Raw genomic sequence first — 20,696 nt, forward strand, 5'->3', positions numbered from 1 at the left:
TCAAACCCTTTTACCAATTAGATTGAGCCCGGACTGCCCCGTTCGTTTTACTTTGACCCCTACTTCGTCGAGGGCGGAAGATGCTTCGGCTTCAGTCATTGGTTGATCGTAATATGGAGAAAGCATATCGAACGTATCAAGTATCGCCCACTGATATCGGTCGCGTTCGGTCAACTGTTTTTCGTTCACGTAATTAGCGACAGGTATTATGAACATAAACCCGCGCCCTATCACGCCAGGAAGCCGAAAAAGAAAATTGGTAATGCTGAATGCCACAGGCATTATTTTTTCTATAAGATCCAAGAGCATTTCTTTCTTCATTCGCGTCGTGAAAGGTCGAAACCAGTACTTGGAATAGAGTTTGGTCCACGGCTTGCGGGGATATATGGTCGTTGCAAACTGTCCTCCCGCCTTTACCATTCGACCGACCGAGCGAAGGCTTTCGCTCGTGTCAGGTGTGTGCTGTATAACACCGATGCTGTAACAGAGGTCGAAGGCACCTTCACGAAAAGGAAGTTCGTAAATGCTTGCTTGAACAAAATGGACATTGGAACGGCCTTCCAGATTTGAACGTGCTGCGTCTATTGCACTACTAATGTCAATACCGACAATTTCCGCCTCGCTTAGAGACGCAATATCAAGAAATCTCCCTGCTCCACAGCCGGCGTCGAGTATCCATTTGTTTTTCATCATCTCCGGCGTCCATTTCGTTTCCGACCAAAATCGATCGGCTGAGAGCGTCGTGCCATTGAATGAATCGATCTGTTCCTTTCTAAATTTATTCCATTGATAACCGAATGACGTTGCATAATCATCCGTCTCGACAAAACGCGGTATACCATTCGTGACCGGGTAGTGTCTATCGCAACCAGAACACTTAAGATCAGCCTCAAGAATGTCGCCGTCAGTCTCGCGGCCAACGGTACAGAGAAGTGTTACCTTACATTTCGGACATACCAATTTCTCGAGCAGTGTTGTCTTCATCGAATTTTAATTCATACCGCGTCAGCGACGGCATAAACATCTATCCCGCCATCACCCAGAGGTGAAAAATCATATTTTTCGTCGACGGCCTCGTCAGTTTCCGCATGAAAAATTCGATAACCAAATTTGTGCAAATACGCAACCATCTCTAGCGGGCTGGTTCCAAGGTCTAACAGACGAGTATAACCGACTTCGATAAATAGTTTAGGCCTGAATGTTTGTAGCAATTGGTGCGCTCCGCGAAGAGCGTGCATTTCATAGCCTTCGATATCGATCTTTATCAAGTCAATTTTTTGGATGTGGTTTTCGACAACGATATTGTCGAGCGTATTCGTTTCGATTTCAGAAAAATCCTCAAATTTCCCAGCCTCGGTCTCATTCAAAATGCGGTTCATCCCAAGGTTGTTCTGATTTACCCGGTGAAGCTTAACTCGCTCCTTGCGGTCTGAAACTCCCAGATTGAAAACCTGCAGATTTTCAAAATTGTTGAGGCCGATGTTTTTCTGCAGATTATTAAAATTCTTTTCATCTGGTTCAAAACCATAAACAAAGCCTTTACTACCCACTAGGCCGCCAAAATTCAACAATGTTTCGCCGATATTAGTGCCGACGTCAAACACCACATCGCCCTCTTTTATAAATGAGTAAAGCCGATCTCTTTGTTTCTCCTTAAAGTCCCAAAAAACATACCATTGCATCATGCAGCTAATGTCGAGCTCATAGTTTATGCCGTCGCGGGTGACGGTGCGTTTTGACTCGTGTGGATACAAGTGCGGACCGGGAATAAACCGTGACCAAAAACCTCCATATTTCACGCCGCGCAGTAAGAAAAGCATTCCGTTCTCGAACGGATTGACTGTAAATACCCGCCTGACGCCATCCAGCAATCTAGTCTTAAGGGGCAAAGGATCACTCACTTCCAGCACCTCGCCTGCGATCTTGACGCCGTCCATATCTGATAAAGTGCCTTATATTACCGGGGCTAAACATCAGACTCTTTATCGAATGGAAAAAAAATGCCCGATAGTTTCCTACTGCGAAATACGACCCCGCGAGAATTTGGTGAAGACTACCATAGGCCCGTCGCCTAAGACTCGTTAATTTCAGCGTCTGGACGCTAAATGCCTTTTCAAAAGCGAGCATCATATCGTGCTCCATTGCATTAACGTTAGCATGCATGTTTGAATTGTGCATGCGATATTTGATCAGGATTTCGTTTATGAAACCGACGGAATACCGCTTGCTAATCTGATAAAACAGATCCCAGTCAGCCGAAGTTGAAAGCCGCGTATCAAAGCCGCCAACCTCGTCAAATATTTTTCGCGGAATCATCAGGCCGCTGCCTCCGCCTAAGATGCCTTCGCGTTTTAACATCAGGAGATCGTCCGACACGTTACCCTCTAGTCCGTCAAACCTTTTTAGTAACGAGTTGCCGCTTTCATCAACCTCATCTACGCCAACGTGAACGAGTCCTAGCTTTGTGTCCGCTTCAAACCGCTCAATCTGTTTCGCAATCTTTGCCGGCATCCATGAATCGTCCGCATCCAAAAAAGCAATAAATTCCCCGTTGCTTATTCCTACGCCAGTGTTCCGAGCCGCCGAAACACCCTGATTCTGCTGAAATATTGTGCGTATCTTTTCTCCATAACCTTCCAATATATTTTTTGATGCATCCTTTGAACCGTCGTCAACGACAATGATCTCAATATCCGAGTATGTTTGCGACAGTACACTGTCGATCGTCTCGCGCAAAAAGTGAGCATAGTTATAGTTTGGAATTACAACACTGACGAGGCATTTTTTCATTTGCTGATTTTCAACCTTTTGCGTTCAAGCCAATGGCAATATAAGAACATCAGCCGTTCGATCATAATCGGAATTGTATACCGGTCTCTCACCAAAGACATTCCCTTTTTGGCTATCATTTGGCGCATGGAAGCATCACTAAGGAGACGCTCGACTTCAAAATAGATCTCTTCCGGTTTGTCCGGTTCTATAAGAAGGCCGTTTTCGCCATTTACAATTACCTCATTAGCTGCTCCTACGCGGGTCGCTACAACCGGTAGGCCAACGCCCATCGCTTCAATAAGAACCTGACTGAACGCCTCGGAAAGCGACGGCTGAACGAAAATATCCATTGCGTTAAGACAGGCAGAAATGTCGTCACGCCAACCGGCAAAAACAATTTGCCCCTCTGAAAATCTCGCCGCCGACTCCTGAACCTCCTGAAGCATTCCGCGTCCCACAAGAAAAAGCCTGGCCTCGGGAATTTCATCGGCGATCTTAGAAAACGCCTCGATCAATTGTTTATGACCTTTGCCGTTGATGAAATTCGCGACGTATCCAATAACAAAATTATCAGCTGCAAAGCCGAATTCACGCCGAACACGCATCCGATCTCCGAAACTCGGCGCCATCTTTTCAAAATCGAAACCTGTGTAAACTACGTCGATCTCACTACGTTCTATATGATCGACATTGTACATATATTCTCGAACAGCACTAGAGACCGTCGTAACATGATCCGCCTTTTCAGCCATCCATTTATCAGCGGTTACGTGAAGACGTGAACCAAGCATGTGGACCCCGCTCGTGTGGTGCCGCATGAGAGCGACAGTTGTTTTTTTGTGCAGCCGCTTTGCCAAAACGCCGATCAGTCCAGCAAAAAAAAGATGAGCGTGAAGAATATCTACATGCTCGTCCTTCAAAAAACGCGCCAGGCGGCGGACAGCTATCGGATACAGAAGCTTGCTATCGGTATGCAGACTCAGATATGAAGCATTCGGAATTTTTGCAAGCCATTGCGGAGCACTTCCGCTGCCAAGCTCGACAAGCGACACGCGCACGCCATTTTGAGTCAGGCCGGCAGCCATATTCTTGAAATAATCGCTTTCAATCGCGCAATCAGAAAAATGACAAACGTGCATTCCGGTTTAATCTTGTGTGATTCGTCTCTATTATTTTTTGAAAACAACTAAGAGATTTGCGTGGTTTCGGACGCCTCTAAACAAAAAATCAAAGGAACTTAACGACAGAGCTATCGGAGCGAAGGCGAGCATCTTAATTTTATCAGAAATCGAATGCCGTACAGGAAGAGACCTCACATCGGCCATCAGCTTCGATCTAAGGTAAGCGTCAGGTAGAATGCCCCGTGTCCCGTAGTATTCATGATCTGCCAAGGTCATTCCAAATTCGTTGGCCAATCGATCGAACGCCGCAAGATTCCATAATCCGGCATGATGCGGAGGCATATTTAACGGATCGTATTTACTAAAACGTTGGAAAAACGGCTCATTGTTCGGAACGCTCATAATCAGTTTCCCGCCGGGTCTCAAGGCACTTAGCATGGCAGTAAGCATAGATCCAATCTGGGCCAGATGCTCAAAAACCTGAAAAGCGCAAACGACATCATAACTACAAACGTGATGAGCTGCATGGTTTTCTATCGACTCACTCAGAGCAGTAACCCCTCTCAACTTGGCCTTTTCAATTGCTTCCGGATTGAAATCAAGGCCGACTACATCTTTTGTAGTTTCTGCGACTAGCTCCAAGAACATCCCTATATTACAGCCGACCTCTAAAACGCTATCGTGAGGGCTAATGTGTTTTAACGCAATCTCATGATCCTCGCCCACGCTACGGCCATACTCAAGGCCGCGTTCTCTGGCCACGCGGTCGAGATCCTGATAAAATTCGGCGCCTCCAGCCGTTTCGAAAGGATAATAAAAGCGGTAACCAATATCAGGGCATTCCAACAAATACAGAGTGTCGCCATACCCGAAATAATGCTCAACATCGACATTTTCCTGCTCGCGATAAAGACGGATGATGTCTTCGACCGCATAGGTATCTACGATACGAACATTATTTTTACCGGTTATTGGATTTGGGGGCAGTTCTGTTAATTCAGACATACTTTGTGTTCCATTCCGCAAGCCATGCGACAAAACGGAACAAGGTATTAATGATCGTGTTTTCCATCTTCGGGTAAATTGCCATGATAGATTTCGCCGCCGCTTTTCACGAATTCTTTTGCTTTTTCGCTCATTCCAACCGCAAGGGCTTTCTCGGCTTCAATGTTTTGGGCGTTAGCGTAATCGCGTACATCCTGCGTGATCTTCATCGAGCAAAAGTGCGGCCCGCACATCGAGCAGAAATGGGCAAGCTTGGCACCTTCGGCAGGAAGCGTCTCGTCGTGAAACTCTTTAGCCTTTTCCGGATCGAGACCGAGGTTGAATTGGTCTTCCCAGCGAAACTCAAAGCGTGCTTTTGAGAGAGCGTTGTCGCGGTATTGTGCTCCCGGATGGCCTTTTGCGAGATCCGCGGCGTGGGCTGCGAGCTTGTATGTGATCACGCCTTCTTTTACGTCTTGTTTATTTGGCAGGCCAAGATGTTCCTTTGGCGTCACGTAGCAAAGCATCGCCGTACCAAACCAGCCGATCATCGCCGCCCCGATGCCGCTTGTGATGTGATCGTAACCCGGTGCAATATCGGTCGTCAGCGGCCCGAGCGTGTAAAAAGGAGCCTCGCCGCAGATCTCGAGCTGCTTGTCCATGTTCTCTTTAATGAGGTGCATCGGAACATGGCCCGGCCCTTCGATCATTGTTTGGCAATCCATTTCCCAAGCAATTTTGGTCAGCTCACCAAGCGTATCGAGCTCGGCAAATTGCGCTTCGTCGTTCGCATCCGCGATCGATCCCGGCCGCAATCCGTCGCCAAGAGAAAATGCAACGTCATACGTCCGCATGATCTCGCATATCTCGCGAAAACGTGTGTATAAAAAGCTTTCCTCGTGATGTGCAAGGCACCATTTTGCCATGATCGAACCACCGCGGCTGACGATGCCGGTCGTGCGTTTTGCTGTCATCGGAATAAACGGCAGCCGCACGCCGGCATGGATAGTAAAATAATCAACGCCTTGCTCAGCTTGTTCGATAAGCGTGTCGCGGTATATTTCCCAAGTAAGGTCTTCGGCTTTGCCATTTACCTTTTCGAGTGCCTGATAGATCGGTACAGTGCCGATCGGCACTGGTGAATTGCGAAGTATCCATTCGCGGGTCGCGTGAATATTCTTTCCGGTCGAAAGGTCCATCACCGTGTCGGCTCCCCACAGCGTTGACCAACGCATCTTCTCGACCTCTTCCTCAATGCTAGAGGCAATGGCGGAATTTCCAATGTTGGCATTAATTTTGACCAGAAAATTACGCCCGATCGCCATCGGTTCAGATTCAGGATGGTTGATATTGTTTGGGATGATCGCCCGGCCGCGAGCGACCTCGTCACGGACGAATTCGGGCGTAACAAATGTCGGAATCGACGCTCCAAAAGATTCGCCTTTGTGCTGATGATTCAACGAACTCCGGTCGCTGCGTTCCGCGTTTGTAAGATGGTCATATTCGGCCTGACGGCCAAGGTTTTCGCGGATCGCAACGTACTCCATCTCGGGCGTGATAATGCCTTTGCGAGCGTAATGCATCTGCGTGACGCATGCTCCACTTTTAGCCTTTAACGGCGCACGGCGCAGACTTGGAAACTCTTCCAGAGTGCCGCGGTCCTTTACACGGGCGATATCCTCTGCACCTTTGGTCAAATAACCATTATCCTGCGGCAAAACTTCGCGCCCCACATATTCCTCGACATCACCGCGCCCAACTATCCAATCCCGACGCAAGGCCGGCAGACCTTCGCGAACATCACATTTAGCCTGTGGATCGGTCCAAATGCCGCTCGTGTCATAAACACGGACAGGCGGATTTTCTTCAAGATTGCCGTCAAAGTCTTTCGACGGTGACAAAGCGATCTCGCGAAAAGGGATTCGTAGATTATGTTTTCCGCTATTTACGGTACTACCGTTAGTTTCGACGTAAACCTTACGCGAACTCGGAAGCTTTACTTCATCACTGGTTTTTTCTTGTATTTCTGACATTGTTTTTCTCCCTTCGTCGGTATTATCCGCATCAGGTTTTTAGGGTCTTGTTCGCAACTCGAGCAACTCTCAGCCAAGATCGGCTCCCCTGAAAACTGAACTGCATTATAGATTGTATTCTATAACGCGTCGATATTTGAAATATACTCCTTAGAGACCCACATCTCGTCGCCTCCATCACAAATCGCAAAAAATGCGTTTTCCGGGGGAAATTTTTTTCGAAAAAAACTATTTCAAAAAAACCGATCTTTTTGGCATTTTTTAAATGTAGCACGTGCCACATTTTTACAATTTCTTAGTAAAATTGAGGTTTTCTGGAGGCGGCATTTCGTGAAAAAGTTATGGTGTAGGGTTGAGTTGTCACAGGTAAATTATTGAATTTACGTCACTTATCAACTTCCGGCGTTTAAAAAGCCATCTCTGAGGGTCAAAAAGCCATATTTGACCCCCCTAAAAGCCATCGGAGAACCCCCAAAAAGCCACCTTTTGAGCGCGGTTTTTTGTGACAAAAATGTAGGCACCGTTATCTTTGATCCAAATTGTCGTCTTTTACATTTTCTCGTCTATGTCGTTGATAATTACATTGTCGTCAGTGGAATCAACTAATTCACTTAATGCACTCAAACCCACAATATCGTTTACACCTTAGTCAACTGCTTTAAATTTTGCAGTATCGAACGTATATGCAGTTTGGTCGGAGGTTAGAACAAAAAGCCCTTGCCCTTCGCCGGTAAATTGAATCATTGATACGGGATGAATAAATGACAACTTCGTTATCTCTGCTCCGGTCACAATGTCGAAAATCGTCACTCGACCCGGTGAATTTTCTATTGCGATCCGTTTTGTTGCAGGTGAAGCCGCCGCGTAATTTCCAAAAAAACGGGTTATAAGATCGCCCGTTGCACTTGAAAAAACCAAGATCCGGTTTCGGTTGTCGTTGACGAGAAGATAGTCGCCTGCCAAAGTCAAATATTCCGGCCTGAACGATCCTTCGCCGGTTTCAAGCAAAAAGTCACCTTTGATCTCACCGGTTTTGGGATCGATCAATTCAATAAGCTGGTCACCATCTTTATCACCCATTTTCTCGCGCTTTGCCTTGAGTGCCGGATTATTGTTAATAATTTGCTTCGCAGCGTCCGAATTTAGCGCCCAGCCAAGTACCATCGAATCATGAACAGAATTGATCACGACGGAAGGCCTCTCTTTAAGAAATTCCCTTTGCCATAATAGCGTTCCTGTCTTGACGTCACGCAGTTCCATCAGCATTTCTTTATCTGGAAGCGCCTTTTCACGAGCCTCTTCACTAAACGGCACTTTTTTCTTGTCTTCTTCTTTTTCGGTTTTCTCCTTTTTTTCTTTAAGCGGTTTACGCACAAGCAAATAGCGGCCCATTTGACGAATATTCGCATCACTAGCCATATCGCCTAACGGATTAACCGTGCTATTTTTGAGGTCCATAACTGCGATCGACCGCTCTGACTTACCCTGTTTCGGAAAATCTGAATAGACCATTGCGTCCGGTGTAATATACGAGCCTTTAAAGGCTCGGATGTGCACCTTTCGTTCGCCCGTTCTAAGATCCCATGCCGCTCCTCTTGAGCGTTCTGACACAACCAGCCAGTTTCCATCCGCCGACAATTCGCCTGTCCTAAGATAGCCAAACGGACTTGGCGGAAGGGCCACTGACGCAATATTCTCTCTCGTTTCTGCGTTGAACAAGCCAATTTCTCCATCACGTTTCTCAGCGACAAAAGTTTTGTCGTAAACGTCCATGGCCGACTTTGCATTGCCCAGCAGGAATTTCTTTTGATTCAGATCAAACAGGCCGACGGCAGCACCGGCGACCGGACGCACTGTGATCAAATCACCTGAGTAACCAGCCAAAAAATTTGAGCCGCTAAGTTCAAATTGGGCAAGACGCTCACCGTCCGGAAATGTAAATACACCTGATTTCTTAGCGTCGCTCCCATATTGGCCGATCACCTTGTTGGACCCGATAAAATCCATCGAAGTGAGGAGCAATTTCTTTACATTTTCACCGATCGATATCTTTTGCCTCGTCGAAAGATCAACAGCTACCGTTTGCTCTCGCATGAAATTTCCGAAAAGATCTCTTCCAAATGTTCGCTTTCCAGCTATAAAATATTTCCCGTCAGGTGAAAACTCAATATTTAGCGCAGGATACTCACCGCCGTCGTAATAGTCTTTCATCAGGTCCCACCAAAACACTTCCCAGTAAGAAGGCAAATAGAAATCTTTCTGTTTGAAAACCTCTTCTCCGCTAACGACATCGTAAACGATCAGATCGGCGTTGAATTTGTAACACGCTACATAATTTCCGACAGGTGAAATGCGCGTCTGCCAATATCCGCCGCCTGGCAGAGCTATCTCATTTGTCGATATAAGTTTCTGATCGGATATGTTCCATTTTTGGACCCGCAGATTGCGATTGTAAACGACGAGGGATTGCGAATCAGGGGAAAATATTGCCGGAAATGCATCCTCTACTTCGACCCGAAAGACCACAGAAAAAGGCTCCCGTTTTACGACTGAAACCGTCGAGGCGTCTTGTGCCAAAACATATTGACCGTCCGGACTAAAGCGCAAATGTTGAATGTCGCTTCGCAATGGAACCAATGTCTGCCGGCGAGTCAGTCCGACTAACGATTCTTTTGCTCCAAGGCCGGAATAATTGATAACGAACCCTTTCCATTTATCAAAATCCGATTTTGTCGAGGACGCCAACTTGTCAATACACGGGGTTGGAATATTTTTTACCGCGCTGATCATTTCCCCAAGGCGTTTGTCGGCCGGCCTGCGTTCACCAAAGACCGATCCCCAGAAACTCACCTTCTTAGCGTCCGTCAACCGCTTCCAGAATGAGGTCATGGCGTTCGGATCGTAGCCCGCCGCGTAAACCGCAAAAACACCGATCTTATCTGCTTCGAGCTGTTGATTGTTCTCGTGATCGTCAGATGTGTTGACCCGTTTAGTGCGAAACGCTTCAAGATACCGGTTATATTTTTCAAACACATCACGGCGGTCACCCACGCTGCTAACATTGAGTATCTGCTTGAAATAACGTGACATATCGATGGCCCCGTGATGAACGGTCGCATGGCCCAGTTCGTGTCCAATGACCGCCGCCAATTCGTCTTCGCTTCTGACAAAACTGATCAGTTTGCGAGTGACCATTATTCGGCCGCCCGGAAAAGCGTAGGCATTCGTGTCCGGCAGGTCCGCAACCACAAACCTATAGCGAATGCCCGACGCCGGAAGATGTTTGATGATACGTTCACCGATCGCCTGTAAGTACGCGTTTACAGCCGCGTCGTCCATGACACGATAGTCTTTTTCAACGCGTTCCATCACAGCGTCCCCCAGATACATTTCCTGTTCTGGTGAAAAAATATTTCCACTCTTCGAGTTAAATACTATCGGCGGCGGAGCGCAGTCCTGAAAAAAGACGGTTGATGGAAAGGCGACTGCACAGAGTGAGATCACAAGGAAGAAGATACGCATAAGATTCACCTTTTTTGCAGAGCATATCATAAAAAACTTGTAGAAATAACTAAAAAAGCCGACGAGATAATTGCTATAGAGGTAAGGCCGGTCGCCAGACTAAATATAAATAAGTCTCTCATTTTGTTTACAACCTTTATTTTCGTACATTATACTAACTACGTAAGTGTTAATCATTGATTAACACATTGTGAGATAGGAATATGAAGTTGCCGCTGCTTGGAATTATTGCTGTGGTTTGTTTGCAGTTAGGATTTACTGCCTTGAATGCCATCGACCGTCCTATTGAGTCGCTGGTTGCCGTAAATGCCGTGACCAAAGGCACCAATCCGCTTGCAGCGACGCTGGATCCGACGGATGCGATGTTTGCTGTTTCTAAACCGATACGCTCTGGCAGACGCTGGAACTCCGGCGACACGATCACATCTGCCGCGAGCTGGCGTCGGGAAACGCAAAATACCCAGTCGTCCTATGTGCAGGTAAAGAAAAACAGCAGCGCCAAAACGCTGAGGAGAATGTCGCAGTTGGTCGCTGAGCACAAACCATTTGAATCTACTGTAATTACTTATCCGCGGGTGATGCTTGCGACTAACGATTCTGATAACTTTAGGATCACTACAGCGTCGGTAAAGCCGTCTGCACCCGAAAAAAGATCATTTGCTTCAAAGACCGGATCGATCCTTAAAAAACCGTATACGTGGATAAAAGCACTCGGATCAAAACTCAACTAGCCGCAAACCGGATACAACTTTCGACAAAAATTAGCCTACTAATGCATTTTGGGCCATAATATTTATATGACTCACCGCATTACGTTAGTTGCGTCGGTTATTTGGGCGTTGTGTTCCTTTGGATGCAGCCAGGCGCAGACTTTGCCTCAGAACGCTGTTGTCACAACAAAGAGCGGCGACGTTAAATTCAAGGTCGAGACTGTCGCAAGCGGGCTCGAAGTGCCGTGGGGCTTTGCTTGGCTTCCGAATGGCGACATGCTCGTGACCGAAAGACCAGGGCGAGTTCGGATCATCGAAAAAGGCAAGCTTCGCACGGAACCTGTCTTAACTGTTTCTGATGTCGAGCCGTCAGGCGAGAGCGGACTGATGGATATCTCGATCCATCCTGAGTTTGCCAAGAATGGTTTTGTCTATTTGGCTTACGCCTACAATAAAGACGGCAAGCGGGTAAAGATCGTTCGCTACGTTTATAAAGACAATAAATTTGCGGAAAACAAAATAATCCTCGATTCCGTGCCGGGTGCTACGTATCATGCAGGAATGCGATGCAGGTTCGGGCCTGACGGCAAACTTTATGTAACGACCGGTGATTCCACTGACTGGAATCTGGCTCAAAAGACGGACTCGCTTGCGGGAAAAACTCTGCGGCTGAATGACGACGGCACAGTTCCGAAGGACAATCCATTTGTTGGTAAAGCGGGCTACCGCGCCGAGATATGGACGCTTGGCAATCGCAACGCGCAGGGCATAGCATTTCAGCCGGGCAGCGGACTCGTATTTGAGACCGAACACGGGCCAAGTGATTTTGAAGGACGCGGCGGCGGCGGTGACGAAGTGAATATTCTCGAGGCAGGAAAAAATTACGGCTGGCCCGAAATACACCACAAGCAAACAAAAGAAGGCATGGTCTCGCCTCTGCTCGAATACACGCCTGCATGCGCGCCCGCCAGCGCGATGTTTTACAATGGTTCGATCTTCACGGCCTTTAAAGGGAATTTTTTCTTCGGCTGCCTGCGCGGAATGCGTATTATTCGAGTAGTTCTCGAGGGGCGCAAAGTTGTGAGTCAGGAAAATTTGCTTGACGGCCCTTATGGCCGCATCCGTGAAATGGCAGAAGGCCCGGACGGCTATATCTATTTCTCAACATCAAACCGAGACGCTCGCGGCAAACCTGCCAAAGACGACGACAGAATTCTGAGGCTCGTGCCCGAAAAACCAGCAGCCAGTGCAACCAAGACCTCGACTCCTTCATCCTGAAGAGCATGGTTAATTAATCACCAGAAATAGGCTCTTTTTCTTTCAGGTGCCGCGTTGTGCTCTCGGTAACGGAAGAAAATAGAGGTGACGGTTCGGCAAGTCGCAGGTCGTTTGTTTGGCCTGTAATTCCGTCTAGTTGGCGTTGGCTCTCGGCGTCGGACGATCTGTCGAGGATATCCTTTTTTGGCAAGGTGAAATACATACCGTTGATAATGAAGCCGAGGCCGATAAAGAAGTTTATAAATCCAAGGCCGGCGAGCAGCAGTATCTCCTCTTTCTGTGTAGCCATCGCCACTATCGACAGTGCGATGCCGATGCCGATCCCTATGGAAGAGAGCATGGCTCCCATTCGCATACTGCGCAGCTTTCTTTCGGCGGGTGACTCGAGAAATTTTTCGATCTCAGGTAAAACTTCATCGACAACTTTCTTAAGTTCGCGAGTGTCCTGCGTTTCACGAATTTTGGACGCGACTGCACGGCCGATCTCTTCGCGGGCGGACATCGCCGAAGCCGTGATGCTGTCAGGCGTCTCGACCGCAACACGCACACGGCGCATATCAATGCCGCACGCGCGGCAAAACTGGTTCGACTGCCGCTCCTCAGTTCCGCATTCGGGACAAAACACTGTTGTATAATTCTCCTCGAGTCATTATAACGAATTTATCGCTGTCTAAGTTCTGTTTCTATTTTAGTCACATATCAACACAAATGAGAACGGATATTTATAAGCAAATACTATTGGCGATCGGCGTTTTCTGCCTTTTTGGCGGCCTTGTTTTTGGCCAGCCAAAGCTTGTTCCGCACAAAGTCACATTGAAGGACGGTAAGTCGTTCAACCTCCTCAATCTGCCGGCCGAATTTGAGATCATTCCTGCAGCGGAAGGTTTGAAACGAGTTCGTTTTTTTGCAAAGGCACCGGACGGACGTATTTTCGTGACCGATATGTACAACCTGACGGACAACAAACGCGGTGTGGTCTACATCCTCGACGGCTGGAACGCCGAGACGGGCAAGTTTGAAAAAGTGACGCCTTATATGACCGATCTTAGGAACCCAAATAGCTGCCAATTTTACCGCGACGAAAATGGGCAGGATTGGTTTTATCTTGCAGAGACCGACAAGCTGACACGAAGAAAATTCACACACGGCGAAACCAAACCAACCGATACAGATCCGCAAACTCTCGCGACCTTTCCCGATTACGGCCTCAGCTATAAATACGGCGGCTGGCATCTGACACGCACAATCACATTCTCACCTGCGGGCAAACTGTACGTCTCTGTCGGCTCGTCCTGCAACGCCTGCATCGAAAAAGAAAAAGTGCGGGCAAGCGTTATCGAGATGAATCCTGACGGCTCGGAGCAGCGCGAGTTTGCCAAAGGTTTGCGCAACGCCGTCGGCCTGAAATGGATCGGCAAATTCCTTTGGGCATCGGGCCAGGGCTCAGATCATTTGGGATTGCAAAAACCGGACGAGACATTTTACGCGCTCAAACGCAGCACAGATTACGGCTGGCCGTTCTGCTATTCGTCAAACGGCAAGATCTTTAAGGATCTGCAATTCAAACGCTCGTCAGGATGCAAAAACGTTGCTAAACCTTATGCATATCTTCCGGCACACTCATCGGCACTCGGATTTGATTTTTGGGATGAGGCTGATGCGTCAGATACGATCAAGAATGCTTTTCTAGTATCGCTTCACGGCTCGACCGACAAAACGATCGGTCACGGCTACAATATCGTCATCATGCGAAAGGGGGAAAAATTACAGGAATTTGTAAGTGGATTCTTACAAGATGGAAAAGTCGTTGGCAGACCTTGCGACATCATGAAGCTCGACGCTAACTCGTTCCTATTCACCGACGACCATTCGGGCATAATCTATTACATTCGGAAAAAACGAGCTGCGTGATACGATACTTATTTAGCTCGGAAAGGCTTTATGAATATTGGCATCACGGTTTATCCAACATACGGCGGTAGCGGCATTGTGGGTTCTGAATTGGGCCGCGACCTCGCTGAACGCGGGCATAACGTTCATTTTATCTCGTCTTTTTTACCGACGCGTCTGACGGAATTGAACGAGCGCATCCATTTTCACGAAGTGGAAATGATGTCGTATCCGCTCTTTGAACATCAGCCTTACGACCTCGCTCTTGCGACAAAAATGGCGACCGTTGCTCGTGCAGAAAAGCTCGATCTGCTCCACGTGCATTACGCGATACCGCATTCGATCTCGGCGATACTGGCCCGCGAATCGATCAAGCAAAAACGCTATGTGCCTGTCATAACGACGCTTCACGGAACGGATATTACGCTCGTCGGAGCGGACCGTTCGTATTTGCCGATCACGCGTTACGGCCTGCAGCAATCGGACGGCGTGACAGCTGTTTCGAAGTTTTTGAAGCAGGCAACGATCGAGACCTTTGATTTTGACGAGATCGAGGTCATACCAAATTTCATTTGCCAGAATCATTACAAACGCCTGCCCGATTCGCCTTTGCGGGCAGAACTGGCGCCAAACGGCGAACGGCTTTTGGTCCACGTATCAAACTTCCGCCCGGTCAAGCGTCCAAACGATTGCGTCGAGATACTTGCCACGGTCCGCGCCGCCGGTGAAAATGCAAGGCTCATCATGGTCGGCGACGGGCCCGAACGCTCGGCCTGCATTTATCGTGCAGGACAGTTGGGCGTGAAGGACCACGTCGTTTTTGTGGGTAAGCAAGCGAATATAGCTGACTATCTGGGCGTAGCCGATGTGTTTCTGCTGCCGTCGGAATTAGAGTCGTTCGGCCTCGCCGCATTAGAAGCGCAAGCGTGCGAAGTGCCGGTAATCGCAACACGTATCGGTGGCATTCCGGAAGTCGTCAACGATGGTGAATCAGGTTTCCTAAGCGATGTCGGCGATGTCGAAAAGATGACGAAAGACACGATCCATTTGCTGAAAGACGAAGAACTTCGACGCTCGTTCGGCGAAAAAGGCCGCGAGCTTGCCGTTCAGCGATACTCGACCTCAAAGATAATTCCGCAATACATCGCGTTCTACGAAAAGATCGTCCAAAAAGCGAAAGCCGCTGCCGCTTGAGAAGAAATTCAACCGCCGATGGACGCAGATGAACACAGATAATAGAGAAAGATCTAATCGGCGTCTATCTGCGTCTATCTGCGGTTAATTATTTCTAAATATGCTCAAGCGCTACATGCACAAACGCGAAAGGCATCTTGCGATGTTCGATGATAACCGCGTCGTGCATCCGTTCGATTGGGGCACGGAATACATTACTTCGAATGCAAATGGAGCCGATCCGCGAAAGCTTTTTAGTGAATACTCAAAAAATACCGTTGCGAACAGCGACGATTTTTTCTTCTCGCCGGACATTTCAGATTTCAAATTTCAAATTTCAAACATAAAAGCAAATGCTCCCGATCTTAGTTGGACAAGCGGCATTGAAACGCCTTCGAACGAAAACAACACTGCTTACGCTAAATTCTTTCCTCACGATAAAAACAAAAAAGCCGCTGTTCTGGTACTACCGCATTGGAACGCAAAGCCAGGAACATATTTCGATCTGTGCAAGTTGTTCAACCGAATCGGTTTCTCGGCCTTGCGTCTGACGCTGCCTTATCACGAAGAGCGAAAACCGCCTGAGATAAACCGTGCCGATTATCTCGTGGCCCCCAATGTCGGGCGTACGCTTCAAAGTTTGCGGCAGGCTGTCGTCGATACTCGTTCCGCCATCAAATGGCTCAAACAGCAAGGCTACGAAAAGATCGGCATCGTTGGCACAAGCATCGGTTCGTGCGTTGGCTTTTTTGCGTTTACGCACGACATGCAGATCGACACCGCTGTTTTTAATCATGTGTCGGGCTATCCGGCGGACGTCGTCTGGCACGGCATCACGACCTATCATGTCAAAGAGGCTTTGGGCGACAATCTGACGCTCGACGAGCTTCGCGAGTACTGGCTGCCAATCTCGCCGATGGCATACATCGAACGCCTAGCCAAACTACCGCCGCGTCCGCAGCGGTACATTTATACGCTCTTCGATCTCAGTTTTCCCGTTGACCTTTCGCGCGACACTATCAAAGCTCTTCGCCGCCATAAAATAAAACACAGTGCGGTGACCATACCATGCGGCCATTACACACTAGGCGAAAAACCTTGGGTCTATTACGATGCTTTCATGATCGTTTCGTTCCTGAGAAAGCACTTAAAATAGGCACCTGTTACAAAAACATTACATTATTGCTTGCTTAAATGGCGGTTTTGAGTTAAAAAATTCAAAGCAAATCATTTCTGTAATAAGTATTAGCCGGAGTAAAGATCCTTTGTCGTTTCTTACACGCAAGTCGAACAAGTCTCTATAGTAGGAGCATATCGATTTCCGGCAGCAATCAGATTTATCCAAACATTCAAGGAGAAAAAAATGAGAGCATTTTCGTCCAGCATTTCCAGTAAAGCCATTAAATTTGTGGTCCTGATCTCAGCGATCGCGGCCCTTGCCGTTTCTGCAATCGCGCAGTCGCAGGCGGCGGCAGCCGACCTTTCTGGTACCGTTACTGACCCGAACGGTGCGGTCGTCAGCGGTGCCACAGTTCAGGCCAAAGGCATGGGAACAGGTATAAACCGCACGGTGACCACTAATGGCGACGGCGTATATCAGTTCATTGGATTACCGCCGGGCGAATATGATATCACGGCCGAGGCTTCGTCCTTCAAAAAAGTTATCATCTCGCCCGTACGGCTTACTGTAGGCCAGAGCGCCGACCTGACGATCAAACTTGAATTAGGCACGGCGACGGCAATCGTAAATGTTGCGGGCGACGATGTTCAGCTTGTCGAGACTACGAAAACAAACGTTTCGAACACTATCGAACAAGTACGTATTGAGAACCTTCCGATCAACGAACGCAGCGCGACCGGTTTTGCTCTTACGATCTCGACCGTTGGACGTGACAATGGCCGTCCGATTGGGCCGGCACCGACTTCTGGTTTGAATATCGGCGGCCAACGCGGTCGCTCGACTCTCGTGCAGGTTGATGGTGCCGATTTTACCGATAACTCGATCAATGCTGCCCGTTCGACCGTTTCGCAGGAAGCTGTGCAGGAATTTCAGATCACGACCAACTCATACATGCCTGAATTTGGACGCGCGACCGGCGGCATTGTAAATGTAGTCACAAAGCGCGGAACAAGTGATTTCCACGGCAATTTGTTCGGTTTCATTCGCCACAAAACGATCCAGGCGCGAAATGCATTTGCTCCCGTGATCGACAACGATCCGGACAAGAAGCCGCCTTACACACGGGCTCAGTATGGAGCAACTTTTGGCGGACCGATGGACAAAAAAAATAAAAACTTCTTCTTCCTCTCGTTTGAGCAAAGACGCCGTCAGGAATCGGGCTTTTTTACCGGTGATATCTATGGCGGTGCTACTCAAAGCGTTACTATCGGAGCTCCGATCCTGCCGATTTCACAGACCTTTACAAATCTAACCTCGGCGCAGGTTTCCTATATTCAGTCAGCCTTGGGCAGCGGTGATGCAGCACAGATAGGCCGGGCTGTTGCCTACGCGCATCTTGCATCAGCAGGCGGACAATCTTCCATTAATGGGGCAAGCACACTGATTAATTTCGTTCCCGGTATCGGCGTCCCACAAGGACAGGTCATCGGCGGACGATTCATATTATCGGGGATGCCGATCCCTCTGACAAGGAATTCGGATGGTCAACTGGTCGCTTTTCGTCCATTGTCACAATTAAGCCGATTATTCCCGATCTCGGAAAATTCGAGCTACAGCTCCCTTCGCTTCGACAGCGCCCTGTCCGCCAGCCATCAGTTGTCTATGCGTCTGGGATATAATCCGGGCACCGTCAATGGGATTCAGGATGAGTCGCAGAACCAGACGCTCGGGCAAAATGATTATTCACGAACCGGCATTCAGCAACTTGAAGACTTTTCGTTTGGGGCATCTCTTACGAGTATCATGTCGACCAAGGTCGTCAACGAGCTCTATTATAACTTTGGCCGACGGGTCGCAAAATTTGACTCGCAAGTTCCAAGCGTAGCCCTGCAAATCACAGGCACAGCCTTTATGGGTGCCAATCCTTTCTCACCGCTAAATCGTGTCGAAAAGCGCCACCAATTTCGCAATAATCTGACATGGGTTTCCGGTAATCATACAATGAAGTTTGGCGGCGACGTCAGTCTTGTCAATGGTAAGGCTAGATTGGAACTTAATTTTCCGGCGCTGTTCAATTTCAGCCAGCAGGCTGCAGGATCGTTCGTTTCGGTTGGTGGTGTAGCATGCGATTCACCAACTTTAGCCGTTCGCTGTCCGGGATTTACCGCAACCCAATCTTACGGCCTAGGCTTCCCGGGCGTTTTCATTCAGGGCTTTGGCGATCCGGACAGCACACTGTCCAACAGGCCTGTCGCAGTTTTTGGACAAGATACATGGAAGGTTACTCCGCGGCTGACTATTAATTTTGGCGTCCGTTACGATTATGAGTTTACTGAAAGTTTCGCGCCGTCACCGTTTCGCGATCCTTTGACGGGGATCACTTTAAGTGAATCAGATGTAGGAGCGGCCGAATTCGCTTTAAATGTAACTCAGGGGTATCCACGTGATGTGGACAACATTGCTCCGCGTCTGGGATTTGCATGGGACATTGCCGGAGATGGGAAGACAGTTATGCGGGGAGCTTTCGGCAGATTTTTCGACCACCCGGCGCTCGCTTCCTCATTTCTTTCCAATATCGCTGATGGCTCGCAGCAGCAGCAGGCAACTCTCTTACCATTCGCCCGTTCGGGCGAAGTTCCGTTTGCTCCGACATCGTTACTTAATGCGTTTCAGGTATTTCAGGGAACGGCGATTCCGGGCGTTACACCAGGGCTGGCTGCCTCAGCTCAATATCTGAATGGACTCATGCGCTTCAATCCGGCAACGTTTACCGGATTCGGGCCAATCCTTCCATTTACCTTGCACGTCTCGAAAGATTTCAAGTATCCCGACGCCATTCAGGCTAACCTGTCGTTCGAAAGACAAATCGGTAAAAACATGTCGCTATCTGTCAGCGGAATTATGGTCAACGCCCATCACTTGAACCATCCGCAGGACGTAAATGCACCAAATACCAATAATTTAAGAGAGAATTTTAGACGCTTTGCGGTTAATAATCCGGCGTTTGCAGGTTGCACGACTGCGACTCCGAATGCGGCAAGCTGCTATCCAACAAGTACCGCGTCAGCATCGTTCTTTCCGATGCCTACCACTTCTAACGCCCTGTTTACTGTCGTGATCCCGGGTCTAATAGCGATCAATAACACGACCGGCCAAAAATTTGTCAGCCCGATCGCTGCAAACTTTTTCCGCCCGCTTGCGCCAAATTATTTCTTCATCGCATCTGCGACCGGTGGAGCTGTAACGAAGGCCATCTTTGATGCTCAAATGGCAGGCTCTGTCCGCACTGCGGGACCAATCACGGCCTTTGGTGATGTCAGTGCTCAGTTATCCGATGGAAATTCATCGTACAACGCGATGAATGTCGAACTGAAAAAACGGTTTTCGAGCAATATGCAGTTTCTGGCGACCTACACATGGTCGCATTCCATTGACGATTCATCAGATCTTCAGACGCTCTTGAAACCGCAGAACAATTTTGATTTTGCGGCGGAGCGTTCTGATTCGCTTTTTGATCAGCGGCACCGTTTTGTCTTCAGCGGCATCATCAACGCACCGGAAAGCTGGAAATCTTCCGGAGGGTTCTATGGATTTATGCACGGATTTTCATTTGCTCCCATCGTGGAATTTGGATCGGGCCGTCCATTTAATATTCTTGCCCCGGGCGACTCGAACGGCGATTTCCAAAGCAGTAACGAACGTCCGTCGGTGCTGGCCGATGGCACGTTGTGCCAGACCGGTGTTGATGCAGGCTGCTTCGTGGGCGATTTTCCACGGGATGGCAGTCTGCCGCGAAATATGGGCATCACGCACAACTACTTTTCGGTCGATGCACGACTTACCCGTCGAGTCCGTCTCGGCGAACGCGTCAATCTCGATCTGATCGCCGAAGGCTTTAATCTGTTTAACCGCTTTAACGAAGCCGCAGGCAATCCGTTTTACAATGTTGTCAACACCTATGGTGAACGCAAAGGCAGCAAGTATTACAGTCAGCCAACCTCGGCTTATGACCCGCGACAGTTCCAATTCGGAGCAAAACTTAGTTTTTAATTTACTTTACCTTAATACTTTACAGCCGGATGGTATTACACCG

At 48.4% G+C, this 20,696-nt stretch carries 14 protein-coding genes and 1 riboswitch; of the genes, 6 read left to right on the forward strand and 8 right to left on the reverse strand.

The window, feature by feature from the left end; genetic code table 11:
- The 7 genes from IPL32_06625 to IPL32_06655 all read right to left on the reverse strand — a co-directional run bounded on the left by IPL32_06625 (position 1) and on the right by IPL32_06655 (position 10,432).
- Positions 1 to 984: a methyltransferase domain-containing protein gene (locus IPL32_06625; protein ID MBK8465489.1), complete on the reverse strand. Its 984-nt coding sequence runs from the start codon at positions 982 to 984 to the stop codon at positions 1 to 3.
- Between the two features lie 11 nt (positions 985 to 995).
- The gene (locus IPL32_06630; protein ID MBK8465490.1) at positions 996 to 1,937 is read right to left on the reverse strand and encodes an FkbM family methyltransferase; all 942 of its coding nucleotides are present in this window, start codon (positions 1,935 to 1,937) and stop codon (positions 996 to 998) included.
- Entirely contained in the window at positions 1,894 to 2,790 is an 897-nt protein-coding gene (locus IPL32_06635) for a glycosyltransferase (GenBank protein ID MBK8465491.1), read from the reverse strand. The genes IPL32_06630 and IPL32_06635 overlap by 44 nt, the downstream gene beginning before the upstream one ends.
- Positions 2,787 to 3,857 carry a glycosyltransferase family 4 protein gene (locus IPL32_06640; protein ID MBK8465492.1) on the reverse strand — a complete coding sequence of 357 codons (1,071 nt, stop codon included), beginning with the start codon at positions 3,855 to 3,857 and terminating at the stop codon, positions 2,787 to 2,789. Before IPL32_06640 ends, IPL32_06635 begins: the two co-directional genes overlap by 4 nt.
- Positions 3,858 to 3,941: 84 nt before the next feature.
- Positions 3,942 to 4,898: a class I SAM-dependent methyltransferase gene (locus IPL32_06645; GenBank protein ID MBK8465493.1), complete on the reverse strand. Its 957-nt coding sequence runs from the start codon at positions 4,896 to 4,898 to the stop codon at positions 3,942 to 3,944.
- Between the two features lie 47 nt (positions 4,899 to 4,945).
- Complete coding sequence (gene thiC, locus IPL32_06650; protein MBK8465494.1) at positions 4,946 to 6,910, reverse strand: phosphomethylpyrimidine synthase ThiC; 1,965 nt, start codon at positions 6,908 to 6,910, stop codon at positions 4,946 to 4,948.
- A riboswitch (TPP riboswitch) is annotated at positions 6,902 to 7,010 on the reverse strand. It overlaps the preceding gene by 9 nt.
- Before the next feature lie 545 nt (positions 7,011 to 7,555).
- Positions 7,556 to 10,432, reverse strand: coding sequence for a M48 family metalloprotease (locus IPL32_06655; GenBank protein ID MBK8465495.1), 2,877 nt, complete (start codon positions 10,430 to 10,432; stop codon positions 7,556 to 7,558).
- Positions 10,433 to 10,635: 203 nt separating this feature from the next.
- Here IPL32_06655 and IPL32_06660 point away from each other — a divergent pair, with 203 nt between their 5' ends.
- Both IPL32_06660 and IPL32_06665 read left to right on the forward strand, forming a co-directional pair.
- Positions 10,636 to 11,163, forward strand: a complete 528-nt coding sequence (locus tag IPL32_06660) for a hypothetical protein (GenBank protein ID MBK8465496.1) — start codon at positions 10,636 to 10,638, stop codon at positions 11,161 to 11,163.
- A gap of 66 nt (positions 11,164 to 11,229) precedes the next feature.
- Positions 11,230 to 12,420, forward strand: coding sequence for a PQQ-dependent sugar dehydrogenase (locus IPL32_06665; protein ID MBK8465497.1), 1,191 nt, complete (start codon positions 11,230 to 11,232; stop codon positions 12,418 to 12,420).
- 13 nt (positions 12,421 to 12,433) lie between these two features.
- Here IPL32_06665 and IPL32_06670 read toward each other — a convergent pair whose 3' ends face one another.
- Positions 12,434 to 13,045 carry a zinc ribbon domain-containing protein gene (locus IPL32_06670; protein ID MBK8465498.1) on the reverse strand — a complete coding sequence of 204 codons (612 nt, stop codon included), beginning with the start codon at positions 13,043 to 13,045 and terminating at the stop codon, positions 12,434 to 12,436.
- 83 nt (positions 13,046 to 13,128) lie between these two features.
- Here IPL32_06670 and IPL32_06675 point away from each other — a divergent pair, with 83 nt between their 5' ends.
- The 4 genes from IPL32_06675 to IPL32_06690 all read left to right on the forward strand — a co-directional run bounded on the left by IPL32_06675 (position 13,129) and on the right by IPL32_06690 (position 20,653).
- Positions 13,129 to 14,331, forward strand: a complete 1,203-nt coding sequence (locus IPL32_06675) for a PQQ-dependent sugar dehydrogenase (protein MBK8465499.1) — start codon at positions 13,129 to 13,131, stop codon at positions 14,329 to 14,331.
- Between the two features lie 30 nt (positions 14,332 to 14,361).
- On the forward strand, positions 14,362 to 15,504 hold the full coding sequence (gene bshA / locus IPL32_06680; protein MBK8465500.1) for an N-acetyl-alpha-D-glucosaminyl L-malate synthase BshA: 1,143 nt from the start codon (positions 14,362 to 14,364) through the stop codon (positions 15,502 to 15,504).
- A gap of 100 nt (positions 15,505 to 15,604) precedes the next feature.
- Entirely contained in the window at positions 15,605 to 16,639 is a 1,035-nt protein-coding gene (locus IPL32_06685) for a hypothetical protein (protein MBK8465501.1), read from the forward strand.
- Positions 16,640 to 16,846: 207 nt separating this feature from the next.
- Positions 16,847 to 20,653, forward strand: coding sequence for a TonB-dependent receptor (locus tag IPL32_06690; GenBank protein MBK8465502.1), 3,807 nt, complete (start codon positions 16,847 to 16,849; stop codon positions 20,651 to 20,653).
- Positions 20,654 to 20,696 lie beyond the last annotated feature (43 nt).

The sequence above is a fragment of the Chloracidobacterium sp. genome (assembly GCA_016711345.1).
Lineage (GTDB): Bacteria > Acidobacteriota > Blastocatellia > Pyrinomonadales > Pyrinomonadaceae > OLB17.